A 26,054-nucleotide genomic window follows, 5' to 3' on the forward strand; every position below is an offset into this window, starting at 1 on the left:
TCCCCACTCCGGCCGCTCCCCATTTCCGGAGAAAGTAGGGTGCGCGGTGATGACGACCGCCCCCGCCGGGCCTGGTTCTCCGGTGACCGGGGACTCGCCCGACGCGCCCCGATCCGGAGCGACGGCCACGCAGTCCGGCGAGCCGGCGGCCGGGCTCGCACGGTGGTGGCGCCCGGCCGCCTGGGTGCTCGCCGCGCTGACCCTGGTGTTCGCCGTGGCGCTGCCGCTGGCCCCGGTCTTGGTGGACACCCCCGAGGTCCAATGGCCGCTGGACCCGGCGGACCCCCAGCCGACGACGGCGCTGTTCATGCCGTACCGCCCGATCGACCTCACGGCCACCGCGCCCTGCGCCACCGTCCGCGAGCTCGCCGCCCGGCAGGTGGACGGCGCGTCCGCCGTCGTCCTGGCGACGGCGCTGCCCGACTCCACCCGCGGCAACGAGCGGGCGCTGTCGATCACCGTCGGCAGCGACACGCTCCGGGTGGTTTCCTCGGGCGCCGAGGTCTGGCAGGGACCCGTCCCCGCGGAGGCGGACTGCTCGCTCGTCGTCCGGGCCGACCAGGAGGGCACGCGGGCCACCCTCGAGAACCCGGGTGCCGATCCCGAGGTGCTGGCGGACGCCCCCGGGGCCAAGGTTCCCGAGGTCACCGCCTTCACCACCGACGTCACCGCGGCCGACGGCACCTCGCCGTCCGTGGTCGCCCATCCCGACGCCCGGTTCCAGACCTCGCCCACCACGGGCAAGCTCGTGCTCGTCGCCCTGCACGTGCTCGGCGTGCTCGCCTGCCTGTGGCTGCTCCGGCGGGCCAGTCCGCCGGCGACGCGCGGCCGCGATCGGGCGGTGGCCGCCGACGGGACCGAGCGGCCCCCGCTGGCCTACGAGGGCGTGCGGTGGGGCCGCGCCATGGCGGTGCTCGCCGACGTCGGGGTGGTCCTCACGCTCGTGGCGTGGACGGCGATCGGCTTCCTCAACACCGACGACTACTACTACAGCCTCGAGGCGAGGACCCTGGACAGCGCCGGCTTCGTCGGGAACCAGTTCCGGTTCTTCAACGTGCCCGAGGTGCCCTTCGTCCTGCTGCAGACCCTGCTCGCACCCCTGACCGAGCTCTCCACCCAGCCGGTCGTGCTGCGCCTGCCCTCGCTCCTGGCGGCCCTGCTGGTGTGGTGGCTGCTCACCCGTCAGCTCATCCCGCTGCTCGTCGACCGGCCCCACCCGGCGCTGCGGATGGTCGCCGGGGTGGCGCTGCTGGCCTGGTGGCTGCCCTGGAACATCGGGACCCGGCCGGAGTTCCTCGTCACGCTGGCGTGGGCCGTGACGGCGACGCTGGCGCTGCAGGCGATCCGCCAGCAGCGCGCCTGGCTCATCGGGCTCGCCGCCGCCGTCGCCGGCACGGCGGTCACCATCACCGCGTCCGGGCTCGCGTGCGTGGCGACGCTGGTCATCCTGCTGCCGCGGATGTGGCCGACGCTGAGCCGGTCGGCGCTGGGCGCGTGGCGGTCGCTCGCGCTCGTGGTGGCCTGCGCCAGCCTGCCGGCCACCGTGGTCTTCTCCGACTCGACCCTGGCCACGGCCATCACCGCGCTGCGCGTGCACCAGGAGGTCGGCCCGGCCGAGTCCTGGGACATGGAGATCATGCGGTACTGGTACCTGACCCTGGGTCCCGACGAGAACATGCGGACCTTCGCCAAGCAGCTGGTCGTCGTCCTCACCGTCGTGGTGGTCATCGCCGTCTCGATCAGCCTGCTGCGCATGACCCGCCCCCGCGGCGGGCGCACCAGCTGGCTGGTGCCGGCCATCGGCTTCCTGTTCACCGTCGTCGCCCTGGTCCCCTCCCCGACCAAGTGGACCCACCACTTCGGCGCCCTGGCCGCACCCGGCGCCCTGGCCCTGACCGTGGCGGTGGCGCTGCTCGTGCGACGGCGCCCGGACCGGTGGGCCTCCGCCGGGATCCTCGGCGTGGTGGCCTTCACGGCCGCGCTCGCCTTCCACGCCGGCAACCGGCAGGTCGAGTCTTCCGCGTACGGTGTCACGCCGGTGCTGCCGAACCTGCTGGGCAACCCCGTGCTGTGGCTGGGCACCGGCCTGCTCTTCGCGGCCGCCGCCTGGTACGTCCGCCGGCGGATCGGGTCGACCGGCCGGCAGCCCTGGCCGGAGGCGGCCGTCGGCACGCTGGCGGTCGTGCTCGTCGTGTCCGTCGGCGTGCAGACCGCGAGCGCGGCCCTGGCCACCTGGCGGTACAAGGACACCTTCTCCCTCGCCGGGAACGCGGTCAGCGCGCTCACCGGCGGAGAGGACTGCGGCTTCGCCGACCACGCCGTGGCGCTGACCGACCCGGTGGAGCTGCGCGCGCTGCCGGCCGACGACGCCGACGCCGAGGGCTCCCCCGACGCCGACTTCCCCGGGGTCGAGGGCTCCGCGGGCGAGCTCGCGCCGGACGGCGTGCGCCGGTGGTCGACCTGGACCGACGAGCCCACCACCGGGCCGACGACGATCACGACGCCCTGGCTGGAGATCGGCGACCTCACCGAGCGCGACGTCCTCGCCCTGTCCCTCACCGGCGACCTGGACTCCGGCACCGAGGTGAGCGTCGAGCTCGGCGCGGCGGGCACCGGCGGCGAGCCCGCCGTGCTCGACACCCTCGAGCTCGACGTCGAGGGCGACGAGGAGGACTACGAGGGGTCGTGGGAGCAGGAGCGGCTGGGCTCGACCACGCACCTGCCCGCCGGGGCGACGCTGGTCCGCGTCCAGGCCGTCGACCGCAACTTCACCGGCGGTGGCTGGCTCGGCGTCACCGACCCCTACCGCGTCGACGGCACGATCCTGCGCGAGCTGTTCGAGGGCGAGGACGTCGTCCTCGACTGGCCCGTGGGGTTCACGCTGCCGTGCGTCGAGCCGCCGCGCATCGCCGACGGCATGGTGCCGCCGGTGGAGTGGATCATGTTCAGCGAGAAGTACGCCGACGCGCCCGAGCTGCTGGTCATCGACGATCGCGGGGGCAGCTACTCGACGATGACCGAGGTCGCGGATGCGACCACCTATCCGGGCTTCTCCCCCGGCGTCGGTCCCGAGTACACCGAGTGGGGACGGCTCGTGCGCTACGACCGGCAGCTGCCGGCCGACGCGTACCGGTTGGTCGAGGACGAGCGGGTCATCGCCGGCTGGGGCTGGTGGCCCGGCGCCGGCGACGGCCCGGTCCCCGACGGGGACAAGCCCGACCTCTGAGCGCCGGGCCCGCGGTCGGGGCCGTCCCCGACGAGCGGGTCAGGCGTCGAGGCCGCTGAACGTCGGTGTGGCCTCCTCGCCGTCCCAGTTCACCCGGAAGCTGAAGGCGTCCTCCAGCGCGGCGCGGTACTGGTCGGCCTCGTCCTCGGTGATGGTGCCGGCGGCGAGCAGGCTGTCGATGGCGGGGCTGTACTTGGCGACCAGCGCGTCGATCAGCGTCTGCGGGTCGATGCCGAGGTCCTCGGCCACCGCGGCCAGGTTCTGCCCGGCGTCCATGCGCACGTGCAGCTCGTCGTGGCTGATCGTCAGGACCTCGTCCAGGACGTCCTCGACGGGCTGGTGGCCGCGGTGCAGCCCGAGGCCGCCGTCGCCGTAGGCCTCCTGGATCAGCTCGACCAGCTGCTCCTCCGTCGTGACGGAGGAGACGTCGACCGAGCCGGGGCCACCCGTGCCGCCGGACGGCGCGCCCTCGGGCGCACTCGCCTCGGTGGTCGTGCCGGTGTCGGTCGAGCTGACCGAGCTGCTGGTGTCGCTGCTCGCCGTCGAGGCGTCGGTTGCGGTGCCGCACGCCGCTGCGATCGGGACCACGGCGGTCAGGAGGGCGGCGGCGATGGTCCTGCGAAGCTTCATGGTGGGCTCATCTCGTTCGTCGGGGTGAGTCGATCGAGCACCACCATCACCACGTCGGCTCCGATGCGACTGGACGACCGCTGCGAGAACGCTGTGCGCGTGAACGCATCCGCCGGGTGACTAGAGACGTCCAGGCACCGTCCAGGTGGCTCCCAGGCGGCGTCCGCAGGCTGCCGGCATGACCTTCCTGCCCCGCCGGCGCACGCTCGCTGCCGGCGCCGCCGTGGCCGGCGCCGTGGTCCTCCTGACCCCCACTGCTGCCGGCGCGCACAGCCTCGAGAGCAGCACGCTGTCGGTCCGAGTCGGCGAGGAGTCGGTCGACACGACGATCAGCGTCGCGCTGGACGCCCTGGACGCGGCGCTGGGTACCGACTACAGCGCGTCGACCGACACGTCCGCCTATGCCGACGCGGTCACCGCCTACCTCGACGACCACCTCACGGTCACCGGGGCCGACGGAACGGCGTGGACCGAGACCTACGGCGACGTCGTCCGGGAGTCCGTCGAGGGCATCGATTCCCTCAGCATCGACGTCGCACTGGACCCGGCGGGTGCCGATCCGTCGAACTTCCTCCTCACGTACGACGCGATCATCGAGAGCGACGCCGGCCACGAGGCTGTCGTCGTCCTCACCGACGTCGACGGCGACATCTCCACCGCCGGGGTCCTCGACGCCTCCGACACCACTCTCCGGATCGGGGAGGCCGCCGGGACCGGGATCGGGGACATGGTCGGGTACGGGTGGCACCACGTCCTGGAGGGCGCCGACCACCTGCTCTTCCTGGTGACGCTGCTGCTGGTCGCGCCGCTCGTGGTGCGGGCCGGCCGGTGGCGTCGGCGGGAGGGCCTGGTGCCCACGCTGCGCCGCGTCCTCGGCGTCGTCACCGCGTTCACCGTCGGGCACTCACTGACGCTGCTCGCCTCGGCCCTCGGATGGGTCTCGGTGCCCGGACAGCCGGTCGAGGTGCTGATCGCCGCCTCGGTGGGCGTGGCCGCGCTGCACGCGATGCGGCCGCTGGTCCGCGGCGGGGAGGTCCTCATCGCCGGCGGGTTCGGGCTCGTGCACGGGCTGGCGTTCGCCGGCATCCTCACCGGCCTCGGCCTGGACGGCTCCGCGTCCGTGCCGTCGCTGCTGGCCTTCAACGTCGGCGTCGAGCTGGCGCAGCTGGCGACCGTGGCGCTGGTGTTCCCGTCGCTGTTCGTCGTGTCGCGCACGCGCTTCTACCCGGCGCTGCGCCTGACCGGTGCCGGTCTGGCGCTGGCGGCCGCCGTTGCCTGGGCGCTGGATCGCCTCGGCGTCCTCGCCGACCCGCTGGCCGGCGCGGAGGAGGCCGTCATCGCCCACCCCTGGTGGGTGGTGTCCGGGCTGGCCGTCGTCGCCGCGGCCTGCCGGCTGGCCGACCGCCGACCCGTGTCGCAGCCGCCGCGCCCCGTCGCGGTCGCGGCCCCTACTTCAGCAGGCTGCGGGCGATGACCATGCGCTGGACCTGGTTGGTGCCCTCGTAGATCTGGGTGATCTTGGCGTCGCGCATCATGCGCTCGACCGGGAAGTCCTGCGTGTACCCCGCACCGCCGAACAGCTGGACGGCGTCGGTGGTCACCTGCATCGCGACGTCGGAGGCGAAGGCCTTCGCCGAGGCCGAGAGGCGGGTGACGTCGGGGCGGCCCGCCTCGCCGGCCGCGGCCGCGACGTAGACCAGGTGCCGGGCGGCCTCGATCTTCATCTCCATGTCGGCGAGCATGAACTGCACGCCCTGGAAGCTGCCGATGCTCGTGCCGAACTGCTTGCGGTCCTTGACATAGGCCACGGCGGCGTCGAGCGCACCCTGGGCGACGCCCACGGCCTGCGCGCCGATCGTCGGGCGGGTGAAGTCCAGCGTCCGCAGCGCGGTCTTGAAGCCGGTGCCGGGCGCGCCGATGATCCGGTCGGCGGGGATGGTGCAGTCGGTGAAGTAGAGCTCGCAGGTGGGCGAGCCCTTGATCCCCATCTTGCGTTCCTTGGGGCCGACGGCGAAGCCCGGGTCGTCGCGGTGGACGGCGAAGGCGGAAATGCCGTTGGCGCCGGCCTCGGGATCGGTGACGGCCATGACCGTGTACCACTCGGAGATGCCCGCGTTGGTGATCCAGGCCTTGGTGCCATTGAGCACCCAGGTGTCGCCGTCGCGGCGGGCGCGGGTCCGCATCGCGGCGGCGTCCGAGCCCGCCTCGCGTTCGGAGAGCCCATAGCTGATCATCGCCTCGCCCGCGGCGATCGACGGCAGCACCGTCCGCTTCACCTCGTCGGAGGCGGACAGGATGATCGGCGTCGACCCGAGCTTGTTCACCGCCGGGATGAGCGAGGCGCTGACGTCGACGCGGGCGACCTCCTCGATGACGATGCAGGTCGCGATGGCGTCGGCACCCTCGCCGCCGTACTCCTCGGGGATGTGGGTGGCGTGGAAGCCGGCCGCGGTCAGGGCCTTGAGCGCCTCGACCGGGAAGCGGGACTCGGCGTCCACCTCGGCCGCGTGCGGCGCGATCTCCCGCTCGGAGATGTCGCGCACCGCCTCCCGGATCGCCTCGTGGTCCTCGGTCAGCGCGTACGGCCCGGCGTTGTTACCCACAGGTAGATACTAGTTGAAGGACCCCCTGCCCCCCTCCACTCGCACGCTCGTGGCGGGGCCCTGCAGGGGGCCGCTAACCCTCGGCGGCGAGGCGCTCCTGGAGGGTGCGGTCGCGGGCCTCGACCGAGGCCGCCAGGTCGGCCTGGAAGCGGCTGACCTCGGCCAGCAGGGCGGGGTCGCCGGCGGCCAGGATGCGCACGGCGAGCAGCCCGGCGTTGCGCCCGCCGCCGATGCTCACGGTCGCCACCGGGACCCCGGCCGGCATCTGCACGATCGACAGCAGGCTGTCCAGGCCGTCGAGCCGGTCCAGCGGGCGCGGGACACCGATGACCGGCAGCGGGGTGGCGGCCGCGACCATCCCGGGCAGGTGGGCCGCTCCCCCGGCGCCGGCGACGATCACCCGCAGACCCCGGCCGGCGGCGGCCTCCGCGTAGTCCAGCATCCGGCGCGGCGTCCGGTGCGCGGAGAGCACGTGCGCCTCCCAGGGGACGCCGAACTCGTCGAGCGCCTCGGCGGCCGGCTGCATCGTCGGCCAGTCGGAGTCGCTGCCCATGACGATGCCGACGACGGGGTCGTCCTCCATGCCCACTCCTCAGTGGTCGTACTCGAAGGCGAAGGCCGGGTCCACGACGCCGTCGGCGAGGTAGCGGGCGGCCGCCACCGCCCGGGCCCGGACCTCGGCGACGTCGTCCCCGAGCGCGGTGAGGTGGCCGAGCTTGCGGCCGGGCCGCTGGCTCTTGCCGTACCAGTGCAGCTTGACGTCGGGCCAGTGCGCCATGAGGTGGTGGATGCGCTCGTCCAGGCCGGGGCCGTCCCAGTCCGGCGACGACGCCGCACCGCCCAGGACGTTGGCCATCACGGCGACGGGCGCGGTCATCGCCGTCGAGCCCAGCGGGTAGTCGAGCACCGCCCGCAGGTGCTGCTCGAACTGGCTGGTGCGGGAGCCCTCGATGGTCCAGTGACCGGAGTTGTGCGGGCGCATGGCGAGCTCGTTGACCAGGACGCCGTCGGCGGTCTCGAAGAGCTCGACGGCGAGCATCCCGACCACGCCGAACCGGTCGGCGATGCGCACGGCCAGCTCCTGGGCCGCCGCGGCCAGCTCGTCGGAGAGCCCGGGCGCCGGTGCCACCACCTCGGCGCAGACGCCGTCTCGCTGCACCGTCTCGACGACCGGCCACACGGCCACCTGCCCGAACGGGGAGCGGGCCACCTGCGCGGAGAGCTCGCGCAGCATCGGCACCCGCTCCTCGACCAGCAGCGTCCCGTGCCGCTCGAGCAGATCGGCCACCTCGTCGGGCCCGTGGACGACGAAGACGCCCTTGCCGTCGTAGCCGCCGCGCGGGGTCTTGAGGACGACGGGCCAGCCCACCTCGTCGGCGAAGGCGGTGACGCCGTGGACGGTGGACGCCCGGACCCAGGCCGGCTGCGGCTCCCCCGCCGCGGCCAGCGCCTCGCGGAGCACGAGCTTGTCCTGGGCGTGGACCAGGGCGGCGGGCCCCGGGGCCACCCGGTGGCCGGCCTCCTCCAGCGCACGCAGGTGCTCGGTGGGCACGTGCTCGTGGTCGAAGGTCACCACGGTGGCACCGTCGGCCAGCTCGCGCAGGGCGTCGAGGTCGGTGTGGTCCCCGATGCGCACGTCGGCGGTGACCAGCGCTGCGGACTCCTCGGCTCCGGCGGAGAGCACCCGGAGCGACTGGCCCAGCGCAATGGCGGCCTGGTGGGTCATGCGGGCGAGCTGCCCGCCGCCGACCATCGCGACCACGGGGAGCCCGGTGACGGCGGAGAGGGGCGCGGGTCCGGACATGGCCGCACGAGCGTAGCGGGCCGCCGGTGGGCACCCGCATGCCTAGAATCAACCGGATGTCTTCCCCCCACGGCCGGTCAGCCCCGATCGGCGGACGGTTGCGCCTGCGCCTGAAGGAGATCGGCGCCTTCGGCGTGGTGGGCGGGATCGCCTTCGTCGTCGACATCGGGCTGTTCCAGCTGCTCTACGGGCACCTGGGGGTCGGCGCGGTCACCGCCAAGACCCTGGCCACGCTGGTCTCGATGGCCGTCGCCTTCCTGGGCCACCGGGCCTGGTCCTTCGCCCACCGGGACACGACCGCCGTCCGCCGATCGTTCACGCTGTTCGCGCTGATCAACGTGACCACCCTCGTCCTGGGTGCCGCGATCATCTGGTTCGTGCGGTACCCGCTCGGCCAGGAGAGCCTGCTGGTCGTCCAGACCGCCAACATCATCTCCATCGGGATCAACAGCGTGTTCCGCTACCTAGCCTACCGGCGGTGGGTCTTTCCCGCGGTCGCCGATCCGGACGCCGCGGAGAAGCCGCAGGTGCCGGCGGACGGCGCGGTGGCCGACGACGGCGCCGTCCCGCCGGCGGGCCGCGACGAGACGGTCCCGGCGGTCACCCGCCGGGTTCGCTGACACCGGCGGCCTAACCGAGCGGCGGCCCGGACCCGGTCAGCCGGCGAGCCGTGAGCCGTTCCGGCCGGGGACGACCTCCAGCCGGCTGGTGATGCGGGTGCGCAGCTCCTCGACGTGGCTGATGACGCCGACCGTCCGCCCGCCCCGCCGGAGCTCGTCGAGCACGTCCATCACCGCGTCCAGCGCCAGCGGGTCGAGCGTTCCGAAGCCCTCGTCGACGAAGAGGCTGTCGATCTGCACCCCGCCGCTCTCCGCGGTGACGACGTCGGCCAGCCCCAGGGCAAGCGCGAGCGAGGCCATGAAGCTCTCCCCACCCGACAGCGTCTTGGTGGGCCGCCGCATGCCGGTGTACTCGTCGAGCACGTCCAGGCCCAGGCCGCCGCGGGCCCCGTGGCGCCCCTGGGCGTCGCTGTGCAGGAAGGTGTAGCGCCCGCCGGACATGTCCTGCAGCCGGCGGCTGGCCACCTCGGAGACCTGCTCGAGGCGGGCGGCGAGGACGAAGGACTGCAGCCGCATCTTCAGCCGGTTGGCGCCGCGGCCGGTGGCGAGGTCGGCCAGCGCGGTCACCTGCTCGGTGACGGCGCGCTGCGCGTCGAGCTCGATCTCGACCCCGGTCAGCTCGCCGGCCAGCTCGTCGAGCCGGACGACCCGGCGACGGGCGTGCTCGAGCCCGGCCACCGCCGACTCGCGGTCCGCCGTCGCCGCGCGGCAGCCGTCGGTGAGGGCGGCCAGGTCGGGACGGTCGCCCAGGTCGGCCAGCTGCGGCTCGGCCAGCACGCCGGCGGCGACGGCCAGGGCGCGGTCGTGGTCGACCACCTGCCGGGCGAGCTCGTCGGCCCGGCCGGCCGGCAGCAGCGCCCCGGCGGCCGCGTCCAGGTCGGGGAAGCCGGCCGCCTCCACGCGCGCCGTGGCGACCGCCAGCGCCGACTGCTCGGCCTGCCGCGCCCGGGCGTCGGCGGCGGACTCCTCCACCTGCGCCTCGCAGCGCTCCGCCTCGGCGGTGAGCCGGGCGATGCGGGCGGGGAGGTCGGGGTCGTCCCCGCAGGCCGCGGCGAGCTGCCCGGACAGGTCGGCGAGAACCGAGCGGACCGCGGCGACGGCGGCCTCCTGCCGTCCGGCCTCCTCCCGGTCGGCGGCGAGCGCGGCCGCGGCGGCCTCCCATTCGCGCCGCAGCCGGTCGAGGGCGGCGCGCGCGGCGTCGAGCCCATCGGCGAGCGACTGCGCCGCCCGCTGGTCGGCGACGAGCGCGGCCAGGTCGGCCTCCTGCGCGGTCAGCGGCTCGGTGCCCGCCTGGGCGCGGGCCGCGGCCAGCTCCCGCTCGGTGTCCGCGCAGGCGTCGCGGGCGGTGGTCCAGCGGAGCTCGGCACCCTCCGCCTCCAGCCGCGCCGCCTCCTCCTCGGCCCGGGTGACCAGCGGACCCCCGGGCTGCGCGGGGGCAGGGTGCTCGAGAGAGCCGCACACCGCGCAGGCGGAGCCGTCGGTCAGGGCCGCGGCGAGCTCGGCGGCCATGCCGTCGAGCCGCTGGCTGCGCAGGTCGTTCCAGCGCTCGCGGGCGTCCAGCCAGTCCCCCCGGGCGGTGTCGGCCGTCTGCCGGCGGTCGGTGAGCGCGGACTCCAGCGCGACGGTTCGCCGGGCCGCCTCGAGCGCAGTCCGCCGGTGCGCGACCGCGGCGGAGAGCCCCGGAAGGCGGGCGGCGGCCGACGCCGCGGCGTCCACCGAGCCCTCCTGGGCCAGCAGGCGGGCCGGCCAGCCGGCCATGGCGTCCTCGGCCGCGGCGCACCGGGCGGTCAGCCGACCGACCGCGCGCTCGCCGGCGGCGAGGTCCCGGGCCAGCGTGCCGGCGCGCTCCACCTCCGGCAGCAGCGCGCGCAGGGCCGCGGCCTCGTCGCGCAGCGTCCGCGCCAGTGACGCGTCGGCCTCCCGCCCGGCGGCGATCTCGGCCCAGGCCGACCGGGCGGCGGCGAGGCCGGCCGCTGCCTGCTCCGCCTCGAGCGCGGCCCGCCCGGCCGCCTCGAGCACGTCCCGCACCGGCTCGGCCCGGCGGGCGGCGTCCAGCTGCGCACGCACCGGCTCCAGCGCCGGTGACGCCGCCTCCAGGCGGGCCAGCTCGGCCACCGCCCGGTCCCGGCGGGCATGGCGCTCCTCCTGCGCGCGGGCCTCGACGAGGGCCGCCTCCCGCGCGCGGGCCTGCTCGGCCGCAGCCTCCGCCGCGGCGTCGGCCCGCGCGGCGGCGTCCGCGGCCGCTGCCCGGACGCGGCGCACCCAGGCGGTGAGCGGCGACCCCGGGGCGGCACCCACCAGCGCCGGGGCGAACTCCTCCGGGACCGTGACGTCGGCGGCCTGGGCCACCAGCGAGACCAGCGTGCCGGTGCGCGCGCGGATGCGGTCCAGCTCCTCGCGGGCCGCCGTCCGCTGGGTCACCAGCCAGTCCTCGACCCGGGCGAAGCGACCCACGTCGAACAGCGTGCGCAGCAGGCGGCCGCGGTCCTCGGGCTCGGCGCGCAGGAAGCGGGCGAAGTCGCCCTGTGGCAGGAGCACGACCTGGCAGAACTGCTCGGCGGAGAGCCCCAGGCGCGTCCGGAGGTACTCCGACCCCTCGTCGATGCGGGTGCTGACCGGTTCCCACCCGTCACCGACCCAGCGCTGCAGGGTGAGCCGGGCCTGCTCGGTCGTCCAGCCCTCGCCGCGGCGCTTGGGCCGCTGCTGCTCGGGACGCCGGGTCACCCGCAGCCGCTCCCCGCCGAGCGTCAGCTCGAGCTCGACCTCGGTGCGCACGTCGGCGGCGGCGTGGTCGCTGCGGAGCCGCTTCTCCTCGCCGCGCGCCCCGGGCACGCTGCCGTAGAGGGCGAAGACCACGGCGTCGAGCAGCGTCGTCTTGCCGGCGCCGGTGGGCCCCCAGAGCAGGAAGAGCCCGTCGCGGCCGACGTCGTCGAGGTCGACGTCGACGCGGGTGGCGAACGGGCCGAACGCGGTGATCGCGAGCTGGTGGACCCTCACGCGGCGTCCTCGCCGGCCGCCGCGGCCAGGGCGCGCCGCAGCAGGTCGCGCTCGGTGTCGCCGGCCGCGGCCCCCCGGACGTGCTCGACGAACTCCTCGGTCACCTGCAGGTCGCTGCGGCCGCGCAGCCGCTCCTGGTAGCTGCGCCCGTCGACCGAGGCGCCCGCGCCGGCCCACTCCAGGTGCACGCAGTACGGGAAGCGCTCGCGCAGCTGCCGCATCGGGTCGGCCGGGCGGACGGTGTCGGTCAGCCGCGCCGAGACGAAGTGCTCCTCGACCCCCGCGTGCTCCGGCGCGGCCAGCAGGTCGGCCAGCTCGCCGGTCAGGATGCTCAGCTGCCGGGGCGCGGGCAGCGGAACCGGGCGGACGTCGGCGAGCCCGGCGGCGTCGAGCTCCACCAGCCAGGCCTGCTTGCGCTGCCCCGCCTCGCCGAAGGAGTAGGCCAGCGGGGAGCCGCTGTAGCGGAGCCGCTCGGTCAGGGTCTGCGGACGGTGCAGGTGGCCCAGCGCCACGTAGTCGACGCCGTCGAAGACGGCGGCGGGCACCAGGTCCACGCCGCCGACGCAGATGTCCCGTTCGCTGTCCGTGGGCACGCCGCCGCCCACGAAGGCGTGCGCGAGCACCACCGACCGCACGCCGGGACGGAGGAAGAGGTCGGCGCGGATGCGCTCCATCGCCGCGGTCAGCACCCCCTCGTGCCCGCGCACGGCCTGCTCGCCGCGGCCGGCGAGGCCGAGCTCGTGCCGCGCGACCTCCGGCTCCAGGTAGGGGATGCCGTAGACGGCCACCTCCCCGTGCTCGTCGGCCAGCAGCACCGGCTCGTCGAGGGACGGCGTCGCGGCGCGGACGTGCAGCCCGGCGGCGGAGAGCAACCCCGAGAAGGTGCCCAGCCGGCGCGCCGAGTCGTGGTTGCCCGGGGTGAGCACCACCTGCGCACCGGCCGCGAGCAGCCGGGCCACGACCCGGTCCAGCACCGCGGTGGCGTCCGCCGAGGGCACCGCGCGGTCGTAGATGTCGCCCGCGACGACCACGAGGTCGACCGACTCGGCGGCCACCACCGAGGCCAGGCCAGCGAGCACGGCCTCCTGCTCGGCGAGCAGGTCGGTGCCGTGCAGCGTCCGGCCGATGTGCCAGTCGGAGGTGTGCAGCAGGCGCATGCGTCGACCGTAGGCGGGGGCACCGACAGAACCGGTCCGGGCAGGGCGGGTGTGCACCGTGTGACGCGCGGGGAGCGAGGGAGGACACGCCGCCGCTGCGCGCCCCGTCCGGGACCGGCCCGTGTCGGAGACTGGCCGCATGCCGGCAACCGGGACGCACGTGCACGGGCGGCAGGCGTGGGACGCCGCGGTGGGCCGACTGCTCGCCGAGTCGGCCGCCGCCGAGGCGCGAATGGGAGCCCTGCTGCGGATCCTCGTCGGCGTCGACGGCCCCGGCGCCGCCGCCGTCCTCCCGCGGGAGGTCCCCGCCATGGTCGCCGTCGCGGAGGACCTGCTGCCGGTCCATGTGCGCGACCGGCGGCTGCTCGACGACTTCCGGCGCTGGGTGCACGCCGTCGCGCGGCTGTGCGAGCTGCGCGCCACCGTCGTCCACGCCGTCTGGGAGCCGCGGCACGAGGACGGCCGGACGGTCATGCACCCCACCTGGTCCGGCCGCGACCCCGGCCGGTTCCCCATGACCCCCGGCGAGCTGTCCCGGACGACGGCCGCCGTCGCCAAGCCGCTCGGCGCGCCGTCCGAGGACCTGCTGCTGCGGCTGGACAAGGCCGCTCCGGAGCTCGGGGTCTTCAGCCGCCGCTGAACCGGTCGCGCCACCGCGAGGGCGAGGGCTCGGCCGGCTCCTCGTCCCAGCCGTCGCGGATCCAGCCGGCGCTCTCCTGCGCCCGGCGGTCGGCGTCCTCCTCGACCATGTGGTTGAGCAGCTGCTGGACGCCGTCGGCGTCCGGGATGCGGGCGAGCACCGTCGCGCCGCCGTCGCCGGCCGTCTGGATGGTCAGCGTGCCGGAGCGGATCACCCGCTCCCCGAGCGTCTGCGTGTACGAGACGTCGGTGATCCGGCTCAGGCCCAGGTCCCGGCCGCGCCGGACGAGGATCCCCTCGCGGAACAGCAGCCGGTGGGTGCTGACGACGTAGTGCGTCGCCCGCCAGCGTGCCAGCGGCACGACGACGGTGACCAGCAGCAGGAGGACGGCGACCGCCAGGAGCGCCAGCCGGTAGACGCCCTGCTGCCGCCCGGCGGGGATCACCGCCATCCCGAAGGACGTCGCGCCGACGATCAGCAGGAAGCGCACCACCGGCCAGAACACCGTCACCCAGTGCGGGTGCAGGTGCCGGACGACCTCTTCGTCCTCGGCGAGCAGCTTGTCCGGGTACGGCACCGGTCCAGGATGACTCAGCCCCGGCCCCGGGTCATGCCTCCGGAGCGCGTGTCCGGACGTGCCGCACGTCGCCGCTGGCCAGCTCCACCACACCGGCGGAGGTGCGCACCACCAGCCGGCCGTCCCAGTCGACGGCCTCGGCGACGCCCTCCAGCGCCGACCCGTCCGGCAGCTCCACGCGCACCTCCGACCCGACGGTCGACGACCACCGCAGGTAGTCCGCCGCCAGCCCCGAGGACACCGGGTCGCCCAGGTGCTCCACCCAGCGCAGGTAGCGCCGCTCCAGCGCGCGCAGGAAGGCCAGCAGCACTGGCGCCCGGTCGACGGTCCCGCCGGTCACCTCGGTGAGCGACGTCGCGGTGTCGGGCAGCTCCGCGGCCGTCGACGAGACGTTGAGGCCGGTGCCGACGACGACGGCCCCGCCGGAGCTCTCCGCGAGGATGCCGGCCAGCTTGCGGCCGTCGCGAGCGAGCAGGTCGTTGGGCCACTTGACCGAGGCGAGCACGCCGGTGGACTCCCCCACCGCCTCGGCCAGGGCGACACCGGTGAGCAGCGGGAGCCAGCCCCGGCGCGCGGCGGGGACGTCGGGACGCAGCAGCACCGAGACGGTCAGCCCGGCCCGCGGCGGGGAGGTCCAGACCCGGTCCAGCCGGCCACGTCCGGCGACCTGGTGCTCCGCCACGAGGACGGCGCCCTCGGGCTCGTCCCGCCCGGCGGCGGCGATCAGGTCGGCATTGGTCGAGCCCGCCTCCGGGACCACCGTGAGGGAGCGCCACAGACCGGTGTCCCGGGTGAGCGCGGCCTCCAGCGCGGCGCCGTCGAGCGGCGGACGCCCCAGATCCGACCATCGGGGTGAGGAGTCCTCGGGCACTCCCCTACGCTACGGAACCCGTGGCCGGGCGTGCGCGGCCAGGGATGAGCACAGCGGCCGTTCCCCGGCCGTGGTGCGTCGGCGAGGAGGAAACGTGAGCGCGGCTGAACTGGAGAGCGCCGGGGAGCAGGTCCCCGGGGACATCGACATCCACACCACCGCCGGCAAGCTGGCCGACTTCGAGCGGCGCGTCCAGGAGGCGCAGCACGCCGGGTCCGAGCGCGCGGTGGAGAAGCAGCACGCCGCCGGGAAGATGACCGCCCGCGAGCGCATCGAGGCGCTGCTGGACCCGGGCTCGTTCACCGAGTTCGACGAGTTCGCCCGCCACCGCTCCACGAACTTCGGCATGGACGCCAAGCGGCCCTTCGGCGACGGCGTGGTCACCGGCTACGGCACGGTCGACGGCCGGCCGATCGCGATCTTCTCCCAGGACGTGACCGTCTTCGGCGGCGCGCTCGGCGAGGTCTACGGCGAGAAGATCGTCAAGGTCCAGGACTTCGCGATCAAGAACGGCTGCCCCGTCGTCGGCATCAACGAGGGTGGTGGCGCCCGCATCCAGGAGGGCGTGGTCTCCCTCGGCCTCTACGGCGAGATCTTCCAGCGGAACGTGCACGCCTCCGGTGTCATCCCGCAGATCTCGCTGATCATGGGCCCGGCCGCCGGTGGGCACGTCTACTCCCCCGCGCTCACCGACTTCATCGTCATGGTCGACAAGACCAGCCAGATGTTCATCACCGGGCCCGACGTGGTGAAGACCGTGACCGGCGAAGAGGTCACGCTCGAGGAGCTCGGCGGCGCGCGCACGCACAACACCAAGTCCGGTGTCGCGCACTACCTGGCCGAGGACGAGGCCGACGCGCTCGACTACGTCAAGGCGCTGCTGTCCTACCTGCCGAGCAACAACCTCGACCCGCTGCCGGCCCTGGACGTCGCCCCCGTGGAGACCGTCCTCCCGGACGCCCTCACCGACGAGGACCTCGAGCTCGACACCTTCATCCCGGACTCGGCGAACAGCCCCTACGACATGCACACCGTCATCGAGCACGTGCTCGACGACGGCGAGTTCCTCGAGGTGCAGCCGCTGTTCGCGCCGAACCTGCTCATCGGCTTCGGCCGGGTCGAGGGCCGGCCGGTCGGCGTCGTCGCCAACCAGCCCACCCAGTTCGCCGGCACGCTGGACATCGACGCCAGCGAGAAGGCCGCCCGCTTCGTGCGCACCTGCGACGCCTTCAACATCCCGGTGCTCACCTTCGTCGACGTCCCGGGCTTCCTGCCGGGCACGTCGCAGGAGTGGGAGGGCATCATCCGCCGCGGCGCCAAGCTGATCTACGCCTACGCCGAGGCGACCGTCCCGAAGGTCACCGTCATCACCCGCAAGGCCTACGGCGGCGCCTACGACGTCATGGGTTCCAAGCACCTGGGCGCCGACGTGAACCTGGCATGGCCCACCGCCCAGATCGCCGTCGTCGGCGCGCAGGGCGCCGTCGGCATCCTGTACCGCAAGGAGCTGGCCGCCGCCGACGACCCGGACACCCGCCGGGCCGAGCTGATCGCGGAGTACGAGGACACGCTCGCCAACCCCTACATCGCCGCCGACCGCGGGTACGTGGACGCGGTGATCCCGCCCTCGCACACCCGCGTGCAGGTGACCAAGGCGCTGCGCGTGCTGGCCAACAAGCGCCAGAACCTGCCGCCCAAGAAGCACGGGAACATCCCGCTGTGAGCGAGGGAGCCGAGCAGGCCACGCCGCTCCTGCGCGTGGTCTCGGGCAACCCGTCCGCCGAGGAGCTTGCCGCGCTCACCGTCGTCGTCGCCGCCCTGTCGCAGCGGCGCGAACGACGGCGGCCCACGCCGGTCGGTGGCTGGGCGGCCTACGGGCGCATGCACCGCACCCCGCTCCTGACCGGCCCCGGTGGCTGGCGCGTGGCAGGGGGTCCCACGTGAGCGAGCGTGCGAGCTCACGCATGAGCACAGCAGCCCCGCGAACGCGGCCGACGAGCGTCAGCGAGGAGGACGCGTGAGCGTCGACCGCAGGCTGGTCCTCGCCTCGGCGTCCCCGGCCCGGCTCTCGCTGCTGCGGCAGGCCGGGCTGGCCCCCGAGGTCATCGTGAGCGACGTCGACGAGTCGACGTATTCCGCTCCGCGGGTGGCCGAGCAGGTCGCGCTGCTGGCGGCGGCCAAGGCCGCAGCGGTCGCCAAGCGGGAGACCGACGCGCTGGTGATCGGCGCGGACTCGCTGCTGGAGTTCGCGGGCAAGCCCCTGGGCAAGCCGGCCGACGCCGCCGACGCGCGGGACCGCTGGCGCCGCATGGCCGGACGCTCGGGCATCCTGCACACCGGCCAGGCGCTGTTCGACGTCCGCGACGGCGGGGTGGCCAGCCGGGACATCGCCGTCGCCTCGACCGTCGTCTACTTCGCCGAGCCGACCCAGCCCGAGATCGAGGCCTACCTCGCCACCGGCGAACCGCTGGCGGTGGCCGGCGCCTTCACGCTGGACGGGCTCGGTGCGCCCTTCGTGCGCCGGGTCGAGGGGGACCCGGCCGCGGTCGTCGGGCTGTCGCTGACGGTGCTGCGCACGCAGCTCGCCAAGCGCGGCCTGGCCATCACCGACCTCTGGCGCCGCTGACGTCACACCCGTCACGGAACCGCCGCGTTCCTGTGGAATCGTGGCGCCCCGACCGGGGGGTGCACGCATGACCGAGCGCTGGAAGCGCACGCTCGTCGCGGCAGCGCTGGGGCTCGCGCTCCTGCTGCCGGGTGGCGGGATCGCACGGGCCGACAGCTGGCAGGACCGGGTGTCGGCCGGCAGCGCGGCGGCGACCGCGCGGGGCACGACGATCGAGATCGCGATGCTCGACCGGGTGACCGGCCAGTACCGCGACAACGGCCCCGCCGCGCACACCCGGATCGAGTCGGCCTCGGTCATGAAGGTGTTCATCGCCGAGCACGTGCTCCACCAGCGCGACCTCGGGAAGAAGGCTGTCACCCAGACCGACCTGGCCGACATGTCGCGGATGCTCCGGGCGTCCGAGAACGCCCCCGCCAACCGGCTCTGGGTCGCCTACGGGGCCAACGGCATCATCGCCGACATCAAGGCCCGCTACGGCCTCACCGAGACGGGGCCGACGTCGAACACCCGCTACTGGGGCAACACGATGATCACCGCGCACGACATGGTGGTCTTCTACCAGCGGCTGATGGACGGCTCGGGCGGTCTGTCCGCGCGGTCGCGCGACTGGATCGTCGAGCAGCTGCGCCAGTCGGTCGAGTGGGGCGACGGTGGCCGGCAGTTCTTCGGTCTACGGGACGGGCTGCCCCGCGAGCAGGTCATCTCCCAGAAGCAGGGCTGGATGTGCTGCGTCAACGGCCACATCTACCGGCACACCTCCGGCTACGCCGGCCCGGACAACCGCTTCATCGTCGTCGTGCTGACGCGTGAGCCCTCGGGCCGGGGCGGGGCGCACATCGAGGCGTCGATCACCGCCGCGGTCCGGGCGATGTTCCCCGAGGGCCTCGTCCCCCGGGTGCAGGGGCAGATCGGCGAGATGTGGGTCCGCTCGGGAGGTCACCGGGGCCCGCTCGGACTGCCCAACACCGACGAGATCCCCGTCCGCGGTGGAGCGGTCCAGTACTTCCAGGGCGGCGGGGCCTACTGGTCGCCGGCGACCGGGCCGCACTGGGTGATCGGGAGCATCCTGCAGCGCTACCGCGCGATGGGCTACGAGACGGGCCGGCTGGGCTACCCGACGAGCGACGAGATCGCGCTCCCCGGCGGTGCCCTCAGCCGCTTCCAGGGCGGCTACGTCTACTGGTCGCCCGCCACCGGGGCGCACGCCGTCATGCAGCCGATCCTCGCCGCCTACGCCGCGCAGAAGTGGGAGACCGGACGGCTGCGCTACCCCACCAGCGGCGAGATCGCGCTGCCCGGCGGTGGGGTGATGAACCGCTTCCAGGGCGGGCACGTCTACTGGTCCTCCCGGACCGGGGCGCACTGGGTGATCGGGTCGATCCTCGGCGTCTACAAGGCCCAGGGGTACCAGGCCGGCCCGCTCGGCTACCCCCTGACAGACGAGGTCGCGCTGGCCGGCGGCGCGGTCAGCCACTTCGAGGGCGGATCGGTCTACTGGTCACCGGGCCGGGGCGCCCACGCCCTGCGCGGCGCGCTCCTCGAGGCCTACCAGGCCCAGGGCGCCGAGAGGGGATCCCTCGGCTACCCGGTCAGCGACGCGTACGCGGCCGCCGACGGCACGCGCATGGACTTCCAGGGCGGCAGCCTCACCGTTCCGTCGGCGTCGTCGACGACCACCACCACCGCACCCCCGGCCGCACCCGCTCCGGGAGCGCCCACCGGCGCCGGGACCGCGACGGCGCCTGTCGCCCCGTCCGACGGTGCGGCCACCGGCGGGGACGCGCAGCCGTGAGGCCGCTGCGGCCTGCCGTCGCGGCGGCGCTGGTGCTGCTGGCCGCGACCGGCTGCACGGACGCCCCACCTGCTGCCCGGTCCGACGGGCCGGCCCCGGCGACCTCGTCCTCCTCCGGGCCGGCGCCCGCCCCGCCCGCCGGGGAGGAGGAGGCGCAGGCCCTGGCTCCGCTCCCCGACGGGGTGGCCACCGGCACCGCCGTGCTCGTCTACTCCGGCCTCGGCGAGCTGCGGGAGCCGTTCGCCGGCCAGTGCTCCCACGACGGCTCCACCACGCGCATCGAGGGCACGGCGGACACCGCGCGGATCGTCCTCGAGGTCACCCCGGACGGCGCGCGCATCGACCTGGACGACGGCGGCGTCCGCTCGAGCTCCGAGCTCAGCGCCGGCCGCTACGAGGTCAGCGGCGGCCACCTGTCGCTGCGGGCCGACATGACCCAGGACGGCGAATCCACGGGCACGGCGGAGCTCGAGATCGACTGCGGCGGCTGACCGCACCCCTCCCGGCGTCTCCGGACGGCCCACCCTGTCGCGCCGGGCTCCCGGCGGCTGGCTAATCTCCGTGCGGTCGACTGAGGAGGAGAGCCTGGTGCAGAAGGTCCTGATCGCCAACCGCGGGGAGATCGCGGTGCGGGTGGCGCGAGCGTGCAAGGACGCCGGTCTCACCAGCGTGGCCGTCTACGCCGACACCGACCGCGACGCGCTGCACGTGCGCGAGGCCGACGAGGCGTTCGCGCTGGGCGGCACGACCCCGGGTGACTCGTACCTGGTGATCGAGAAGATCATCGACGCCGCCAAGCAGTCCGGCGCCGACGCGATCCACCCCGGCTACGGCTTCCTGTCGGAGAACGCCGACTTCGCCCAGGCCGTCCTCGACGCCGGCATCACCTGGATCGGCCCCTCCCCCGAAGCGATCGTCGCGCTGGGCGACAAGGTGCAGGCCCGCCACATCGCGACCAAGGTCGGCGCGCCGCTGGTGCCCGGCACCAAGGACCCGGTGAAGGACGCCGACGAGGTCATCGCCTTCGCCGAGGAGCACGGCATGCCGATCGCCATCAAGGCAGCCTTCGGCGGCGGCGGGCGCGGGCTGAAGGTGGTCCGGGACCAGAAGGAGATCCCCGAGCAGTTCGACTCGGCGGTCCGCGAGGCGGTCTCGGCCTTCGGCCGCGGCGAGTGCTTCGTGGAGAAGTTCCTGGACAAGCCCCGGCACGTCGAGGCGCAGGTGCTCGCCGACACCCACGGCAACGTCGTCGTCGTCGGCACCCGCGACTGCTCCCTGCAGCGGCGCAACCAGAAGCTGGTCGAGGAGGCGCCCGCGCCGTTCCTCACCGACGAGCAGCGGGCCCGCATCCACGAATCGGCGAAGGCCATCTGCAAGGAGGCCGGCTACCACGGTGCGGGCACCGTCGAGTACCTCGTGGGCGTCGACGGCTCGATCTCCTTCCTCGAGGTCAACACCCGCCTGCAGGTCGAGCACCCGGTGTCCGAGGAGACCGCCGGCATCGACCTGGTGCGCCAGCAGTTCCGCATCGCCGAGGGCCTGCCGCTGGAGATCACCGAGGACCCGACGCCCCGCGGGCACGCGATCGAGTTCCGGATCAACGCCGAGGACGCCGGCCGCAACTTCATGCCCGCCCCCGGCCCGGTCACCCGGCTGGAGATCCCGCAGGGCCCCGGCATCCGCTGGGACTCCGGCGTCGAGCAGGGCGGCGAGGTCGCCGGCGCCTTCGACTCCATGCTGGCCAAGCTGATCGTGTACGGCGCCAGCCGCCAGGAGGCGCTGGAGCGCTCCCGCCGCGCGCTCGACGAGCTGATCGTCGAGGGCATGCCGACCGTCATCCCGTTCCACCGCGCCGTCGTCCGGGACGAGGCGTTCACCAGCGAGCCGTTCTCGGTGCACACCCGGTGGATCGAGACCGAGTGGGACAACCAGATCCCGCCCTACGACGCCGCTCCGGCCGAGCAGGACGAGGCCGCGCCCCGGCAGACCGTCGTCGTCGAGGTCGGCGGCCGGCGGCTCGAGGTGTCCCTCCCCGCCGGCCTGGCCGCCGGGGGCGGTGGCGCGGCGCCCGGTGCCGCTGCCAAGCCGCGGAAGCGCGGCTCCGGGCACGGCGGCTCGGGCGCGTCCGGCGACTCCCTCACCTCGCCCATGCAGGGCACGATCGTCAAGGTCGCGGTCGAGGACGGCGCGTCGGTCGAGGCGGGCGACCTGGTGGTCGTCCTCGAGGCCATGAAGATGGAGCAGCCCATCACCGCGCACAAGAGCGGCACCATCTCGGGGCTGTCCGCCGAGGTGGGCGCCGCCGTCACCAGCGGCGCGGTCATCTGCACCATCGCCGACGCCGAGTAACCCCAGCACGCACCAGGAGGCCGGTTCCCGCTCGGGCGGGGCCGGCCTCCCGTGCGTCCGGGGTCAGCGGAGGCGCACCCGGCGGAGGCGGCGCAGGACGAGCAGCGCCGCACCGGCCGCGCAGGCACCGGCCACCGCCACGAGCAGGGTGCTGGTCGGGGTCGAGCCCGAGGCGGGCTCCAGCGCCGGCGAACCGGCGGCCACGGGGGTCGGCGGGGCCGGGACCCAGGGAGCCGCGCCGGTCGCCTCGCCCGCGGTCGGCGCCGCGGCGACGCCGGTGGAGGCGATCGGCGCGGTGGACGCGGAGCCCGCGCCGGAGCCGGTCACGGCCGAGCCACCCCCGCCCGGCAGCACCTGCCCGACGCCGTCCTCCTGCGGTGCGGCGGGTGCCGGGGCCGTCGCCGCGGGTCCGGCGGGCCGCACGTCGATCGTGGCGCCGCGGGCGTTCGCCGAGCGGACGGTCACCGTGAAGTCCCCGCCGGAGAGGGTCACCGGCGTGCCCACGGGCAGCGCGGCCTGCAGGTCGTCGTCCCACCCGGAGGAGGACGACGGCGTGCCGTCGAGCAGCACGGAGGTGTCGGGGAACACCGCCTCGCGGCGCAGCAGCACGCCGGTCTCCAGGTCGTAGGGGTTCGAGTCCGGGCGCCCCAGCCAGGCGTCCGCGCCGGTGGCGGTGCGGTACTCCAGCCAGTAGGCGGTGCCCTCGGCGTCGGTGAGGCGGACCGCCCGGGTGCCGGTGCGGGTGCCCAGGGGCGCCAGGACCACGGGGGCGGGCTCGTCGTCGACGTCGAGGGAGCGCTGGGCGTCGGCGGGCAGCACGCCCAGCCGGGCCGCCTGGGCGGCGGTGAGCGAGCCCAGCTGCCACCAGGAGGCGCCCATGACGTCGTAGTAGTCGCGGTAGCCGCTGGTGCGGCAGCTGCCGGTCTCCACCGTCCCGTCGCACTGCCGGCCCGAGGAGTGGCTCAGCCCCAGGTTGTGGCCGAGCTCGTGGGCGATGACCGAGGGCAGGATGTCGCGCACGTACAGCCGCCCGCCGGACGAGGGGCCGGCGCCCACCTCGGCGAGGGCGTAGGAGCAGCCCGGCTGGTCGGCGGTGCCGCTGCTCAGGTGCAGCATGAGGTGCCGGCCGGGACCGGGCCGGAAGCCGACGGCGGCCGCGGCCTCGTCCCACAGCGCGGTGGGGTCGGCGCACCCGGCCGCGGTGCGGATCCAGCCGGCGCTGTCGGCCACGCCCACGCGCACCGCATCACCGGTCTGCTCGGCCCAGAAGTCGGCCACCGGCCCGTCCACCACCGCGGCGACGTCGGCCGCGGTCACCCCGGGGTCGGGGGTCGTGCCCGCCGGCGCGACCAGCACCACCGTGACCTGGTTGGTCACCGGGCGGCGCACCGCCGTCGCGGTCCGTGCGGGGGTGACCGACCCGGTGCTCAGCACCCGCTGCGCCGGCTCCAGGCCGTGCTCGACGGTGCCCTCGTCATGCACGTCGGCGCCGACGGTCAGCTCGACGGTCGCGCCGGCCGGCACACCCGCCAGATCCTCGGTCGGCACGCGCACCGACCCGTCCGTGGTCTCCACCCAGCTCAGCGGCGCCGCGGCCTCGGCGTGGGCGTCCTCCTCACCGGGGGCCTTCTCCGGCCACGCCTGCACGAGCCGGCCGACGACGGAGGTGCCGGACGGCTCCTGCGCGGCGGCCACCCCGGGAGCGGTCAGGACGATGGCGGGCGTGGCCGCGGCGACCGCCCCGGCCACGACGAGCGCGCGCAGGGCGGAGGTGCGGCGGGGAGCACGGGCGGGAGACATCCCCTCCTGCATCGGCGGGCTCCGCGCGCGTCGGCACCGGATCCGCGGACTTGAGCGGAAACGGCGTCACACCCGACTCACGTGCCGCCTCCGTCACGCCAGGTGGTCGGCCCCCATCAGCCGGCGGCCGGCCTCGGTGATCGACCCCGACAGCGAGGGGTAGATGGCGAACGTCTGGGCGAGGTCCGCGACCGTGAGCCCCTTGGTGACCGCCAGGGCGATCGGCAGGATCAGCTCGGAGGCACCCGGCGCCACGACCACCCCGCCGACGATCACGCCGGTGGAGCGGCGGGCGAACAGCTTCACGAAGCCGTCCCGCAGGTCGCTCATCTTGGCGCGGGCGTTGGTGGCCAGGGGCAGCCGGACCAGTTCGATGTCGTCGCCCTCGCTGACCGCCGCCTCCTGCACGCCCACGGTCGCGATCTCCGGGTGGGTGAAGACGTTGGCGGCCACGGTCTTGAGCTTGATCGGCGCGACGGCCTCGCCGAGGGCGTGCCACATGGCGATGCGGCCCTGCATGGCCGCCACCGAGGCGAGCTGGAACACGCCGGTGACGTCACCGGCGGCGTACACGCCCGGCACCGACGTCCGGGAGACCCGGTCGACGACGACGTGCCCGGCCTCGGTGAGCTGCACGCCGCAGTTCTCCAGGTTCAGCCCGCCGGTGTTGGGCACCGTGCCCACGGTCATGAGCGCGTGGGAGCCCTCGACGACCCGGCCGTCGGTGAGCTCCACGGCCGCGCCCTTGTCGGTGCGGCGCACCCCCGCCGCCCGGCCGCGCTCGAGCCGTCCCCCGCGGGACTGGAAGACCTCCTCCAGCACCTCCGCGGCATCGGAGTCCTCGCCGGGCAGCACCCGGTCGCGGGAGGAGACCAGGGTGACCGGCACGCCGGCCTCCAGGTAGCCGGAGGCGAACTCCGCGCCGGTGACGCCGGAGCCGACGACGACGAGGTGCTCGGGCATCTCCTCGAGGTCGTAGACGTCGCGCCAGTCGAGGATCCGCTCGTGGTCGGGCTCGGCGCCGGGCAGCACGCGCGGGTCGGCGCCGGTGGCGATGAGGACGGCGTCGCCCTCGAGCTCCTCGATCACCTCGCCGGCCGGGTCGAGCACCTGCACCCGGTGGGCGGCCAGCCCGCGCATCTCGTCGGTGAGCCGGCCGGAACCGGCGACGATGCGGACGCCCTCGGCGGCCAGCCGGGAGTGGATGTCCGCGGACTGCGCCATCGCCAGGCCCTTGACCCGGTGGTTCACCGCGGCCAGGTCCAGCCCGACGGCCGCGGGCTCGGCGCCGTGCACGCCCAGGACGACGGAGTCGTGCACCGTGGTCATGGCGCCGGCGGCAGCGATGAGGGTCTTCGAGGGCACGCAGTCGGTCAGGACGCTGGCGCCACCGATGCCGTCCCGCTCGATCACGGTGACCTGGGCACCGAGCTGTGCCGCGACCAGCGCGGCCTCGTAGCCGGCCGGGCCGCCGCCGATGATGACGATGCGGGTCATGGATGCTTCTTCTCCTGCACGAGCGGGGACGTCCCGGCCATTGTCCCCGCTCGGCGGCAGCAGGGGCGTCAGCGCGCTCCGGCCGCGTCGTCACCGGCCGGCCGTGCGGCGCGCGCCGACGGCGCCGGGGTGAGGCGGATCCGCCACACCGCCGAGACGGCCTCCACCGCGATGCCGGTGTTCATCTTCGACTCGCCCAGCTCGCGGTCGCGGAAGGTGATCGGCACCTCGACGACCCGGGCGCCGGCCTTCAACGCCCGGTAGGTGGTCTCGATCTGGTAGCCGTAGCCGTTGGCGGCGAAGGAGTCCACGTCCAGCCGGTCCAGCAGCTCGCTGCGCCAGGCCTTGAAGCCGCCGGTGAGGTCGCGCAGCGACGTGCGCAGGACCGTCCGGGCGTACAGGTTGCCGACCCAGGACACGGTGCGCCGGCTCCACGGCCAGTTCTCCACGCGCCCCCCGGCCACGTAGCGGGAGCCGATGACCAGGTCGGCCCCGTTCATGTGGGCCAGCAGGTCGTCGATGGCCCGGGGGTCGTGCGAGCCGTCGACGTCCATCTGCACGACGACGTCCCAGCGCCCCTCGACCAGCGCCCACTTGAAGCCCGCCACGTAGGCGGTCCCCAGCCCGAGCTTGCCCGTCCGCTCCAGCATCTCGACGCGGCCGGGGTGCTCCTCGGCCAGGGCCCGGACGATGTCCGCGGTCCCGTCCGGCGACCCGTCGTCCACGATCAGGACGTCGGGCCGGGACGGCCGGTCGAGCACTGCCTCGACGTGCCTGCGCACGTTCTCGGCCTCGTTGTAGGTCGGCGTGACCACCAGGATGCGCACGATCTTCCTTGTCTGTCGAAGTGCAGGAGCGGATG

Annotated in this window: 21 protein-coding genes; 10 read left to right on the forward strand and 11 right to left on the reverse strand. The window is 74.8% G+C overall.

Annotated elements, in window-relative coordinates; genetic code table 11:
- Window positions 1–49: 49 nt before the first annotated feature.
- Window positions 50–3,226, forward strand: coding sequence for an arabinosyltransferase domain-containing protein (locus tag DQ239_RS02890; protein ID WP_113832769.1), 3,177 nt, complete (start codon window positions 50–52; stop codon window positions 3,224–3,226).
- A 39-nt stretch (window positions 3,227–3,265) separates the two neighbouring features.
- Here DQ239_RS02890 and DQ239_RS02895 read toward each other — a convergent pair whose 3' ends face one another.
- Window positions 3,266–3,856, reverse strand: coding sequence for a hypothetical protein (locus DQ239_RS02895; protein WP_113832770.1), 591 nt, complete (start codon window positions 3,854–3,856; stop codon window positions 3,266–3,268).
- Window positions 3,857–4,034: 178 nt separating this feature from the next.
- Here DQ239_RS02895 and DQ239_RS02900 point away from each other — a divergent pair, with 178 nt between their 5' ends.
- Window positions 4,035–5,330 carry a HupE/UreJ family protein gene (locus tag DQ239_RS02900; RefSeq protein ID WP_113832771.1) on the forward strand — a complete coding sequence of 432 codons (1,296 nt, stop codon included), beginning with the start codon at window positions 4,035–4,037 and terminating at the stop codon, window positions 5,328–5,330.
- On the opposite strand, the gene DQ239_RS02905 is transcribed toward DQ239_RS02900, so the two are convergent.
- The 3 genes from DQ239_RS02905 to DQ239_RS02915 form a co-directional block, all read right to left on the reverse strand.
- The gene (locus tag DQ239_RS02905) at window positions 5,305–6,459 is read right to left on the reverse strand and encodes an acyl-CoA dehydrogenase family protein (RefSeq protein ID WP_113832772.1); all 1,155 of its coding nucleotides are present in this window, start codon (window positions 6,457–6,459) and stop codon (window positions 5,305–5,307) included. The two genes, DQ239_RS02900 and DQ239_RS02905, sit on opposite strands and share 26 nt — an antisense overlap.
- 73 nt (window positions 6,460–6,532) lie before the next feature.
- Entirely contained in the window at window positions 6,533–7,042 is a 510-nt protein-coding gene (purE, locus tag DQ239_RS02910) for a 5-(carboxyamino)imidazole ribonucleotide mutase (RefSeq protein ID WP_113832773.1), read from the reverse strand.
- A gap of 9 nt (window positions 7,043–7,051) precedes the next feature.
- Window positions 7,052–8,263 carry a 5-(carboxyamino)imidazole ribonucleotide synthase gene (locus DQ239_RS02915; RefSeq protein WP_113832774.1) on the reverse strand — a complete coding sequence of 404 codons (1,212 nt, stop codon included), beginning with the start codon at window positions 8,261–8,263 and terminating at the stop codon, window positions 7,052–7,054.
- A gap of 56 nt (window positions 8,264–8,319) precedes the next feature.
- Here DQ239_RS02915 and DQ239_RS02920 point away from each other — a divergent pair, with 56 nt between their 5' ends.
- Window positions 8,320–8,883, forward strand: a complete 564-nt coding sequence (locus DQ239_RS02920) for a GtrA family protein (RefSeq protein WP_113832775.1) — start codon at window positions 8,320–8,322, stop codon at window positions 8,881–8,883.
- Window positions 8,884–8,919: 36 nt separating this feature from the next.
- On the opposite strand, the gene DQ239_RS02925 is transcribed toward DQ239_RS02920, so the two are convergent.
- Window positions 8,920–11,880: an SMC family ATPase gene (locus tag DQ239_RS02925; protein ID WP_113832776.1), complete on the reverse strand. Its 2,961-nt coding sequence runs from the start codon at window positions 11,878–11,880 to the stop codon at window positions 8,920–8,922.
- Window positions 11,877–13,037 carry an exonuclease SbcCD subunit D gene (locus tag DQ239_RS02930; RefSeq protein ID WP_113832777.1) on the reverse strand — a complete coding sequence of 387 codons (1,161 nt, stop codon included), beginning with the start codon at window positions 13,035–13,037 and terminating at the stop codon, window positions 11,877–11,879. The genes DQ239_RS02925 and DQ239_RS02930 overlap by 4 nt, the downstream gene beginning before the upstream one ends.
- A 139-nt stretch (window positions 13,038–13,176) precedes the next feature.
- Here DQ239_RS02930 and DQ239_RS02935 point away from each other — a divergent pair, with 139 nt between their 5' ends.
- Window positions 13,177–13,677 carry a hypothetical protein gene (locus tag DQ239_RS02935; RefSeq protein ID WP_147251978.1) on the forward strand — a complete coding sequence of 167 codons (501 nt, stop codon included), beginning with the start codon at window positions 13,177–13,179 and terminating at the stop codon, window positions 13,675–13,677.
- On the opposite strand, the gene DQ239_RS02940 is transcribed toward DQ239_RS02935, so the two are convergent.
- Window positions 13,664–14,254, reverse strand: a complete 591-nt coding sequence (locus tag DQ239_RS02940) for a PH domain-containing protein (protein ID WP_113832779.1) — start codon at window positions 14,252–14,254, stop codon at window positions 13,664–13,666. The two genes, DQ239_RS02935 and DQ239_RS02940, sit on opposite strands and share 14 nt — an antisense overlap.
- A 31-nt stretch (window positions 14,255–14,285) precedes the next feature.
- Window positions 14,286–15,125: a biotin--[acetyl-CoA-carboxylase] ligase gene (locus tag DQ239_RS02945; protein ID WP_113832780.1), complete on the reverse strand. Its 840-nt coding sequence runs from the start codon at window positions 15,123–15,125 to the stop codon at window positions 14,286–14,288.
- 94 nt (window positions 15,126–15,219) lie between these two features.
- Between DQ239_RS02945 and DQ239_RS02950 the strand changes: the two genes are divergently transcribed.
- The 6 genes from DQ239_RS02950 to DQ239_RS02975 all read left to right on the forward strand — a co-directional run bounded on the left by DQ239_RS02950 (window position 15,220) and on the right by DQ239_RS02975 (window position 21,895).
- Window positions 15,220–16,848 (forward strand): acyl-CoA carboxylase subunit beta, encoded by a 1,629-nt coding sequence (locus DQ239_RS02950; protein ID WP_113832781.1) that lies wholly within the window; start codon window positions 15,220–15,222, stop codon window positions 16,846–16,848.
- Window positions 16,845–17,069: an acyl-CoA carboxylase subunit epsilon gene (locus DQ239_RS02955; protein WP_113832782.1), complete on the forward strand. Its 225-nt coding sequence runs from the start codon at window positions 16,845–16,847 to the stop codon at window positions 17,067–17,069. The genes DQ239_RS02950 and DQ239_RS02955 overlap by 4 nt, the downstream gene beginning before the upstream one ends.
- Window positions 17,070–17,142: 73 nt before the next feature.
- Window positions 17,143–17,751, forward strand: coding sequence for a Maf family protein (locus DQ239_RS02960; RefSeq protein WP_113832783.1), 609 nt, complete (start codon window positions 17,143–17,145; stop codon window positions 17,749–17,751).
- Window positions 17,752–17,818: 67 nt separating this feature from the next.
- Window positions 17,819–19,546 carry a serine hydrolase gene (locus DQ239_RS02965; RefSeq protein WP_113832784.1) on the forward strand — a complete coding sequence of 576 codons (1,728 nt, stop codon included), beginning with the start codon at window positions 17,819–17,821 and terminating at the stop codon, window positions 19,544–19,546.
- On the forward strand, window positions 19,543–20,037 hold the full coding sequence (locus tag DQ239_RS02970) for a hypothetical protein (RefSeq protein ID WP_113832785.1): 495 nt from the start codon (window positions 19,543–19,545) through the stop codon (window positions 20,035–20,037). The genes DQ239_RS02965 and DQ239_RS02970 overlap by 4 nt, the downstream gene beginning before the upstream one ends.
- 97 nt (window positions 20,038–20,134) lie before the next feature.
- Complete coding sequence (locus tag DQ239_RS02975; protein ID WP_113832786.1) at window positions 20,135–21,895, forward strand: acetyl/propionyl/methylcrotonyl-CoA carboxylase subunit alpha; 1,761 nt, start codon at window positions 20,135–20,137, stop codon at window positions 21,893–21,895.
- A gap of 63 nt (window positions 21,896–21,958) precedes the next feature.
- On the opposite strand, the gene DQ239_RS02980 is transcribed toward DQ239_RS02975, so the two are convergent.
- The 3 genes from DQ239_RS02980 to DQ239_RS02990 all read right to left on the reverse strand — a co-directional run bounded on the left by DQ239_RS02980 (window position 21,959) and on the right by DQ239_RS02990 (window position 26,019).
- Entirely contained in the window at window positions 21,959–23,695 is a 1,737-nt protein-coding gene (locus DQ239_RS02980; protein WP_147251980.1) for a reprolysin-like metallopeptidase, read from the reverse strand.
- Window positions 23,696–23,788: 93 nt separating this feature from the next.
- Window positions 23,789–25,192 (reverse strand): NAD(P)H-quinone dehydrogenase, encoded by a 1,404-nt coding sequence (locus tag DQ239_RS02985; RefSeq protein WP_113832788.1) that lies wholly within the window; start codon window positions 25,190–25,192, stop codon window positions 23,789–23,791.
- Between the two features lie 68 nt (window positions 25,193–25,260).
- Window positions 25,261–26,019: a polyprenol monophosphomannose synthase gene (locus DQ239_RS02990; protein WP_113832789.1), complete on the reverse strand. Its 759-nt coding sequence runs from the start codon at window positions 26,017–26,019 to the stop codon at window positions 25,261–25,263.
- Between the last annotated feature and the right edge of the window lie 35 nt (window positions 26,020–26,054).

Origin of the sequence: Blastococcus sp. TF02-09, from assembly GCF_003319105.1 — a bacterium.
Lineage (GTDB): Bacteria > Actinomycetota > Actinomycetes > Mycobacteriales > Geodermatophilaceae > Blastococcus.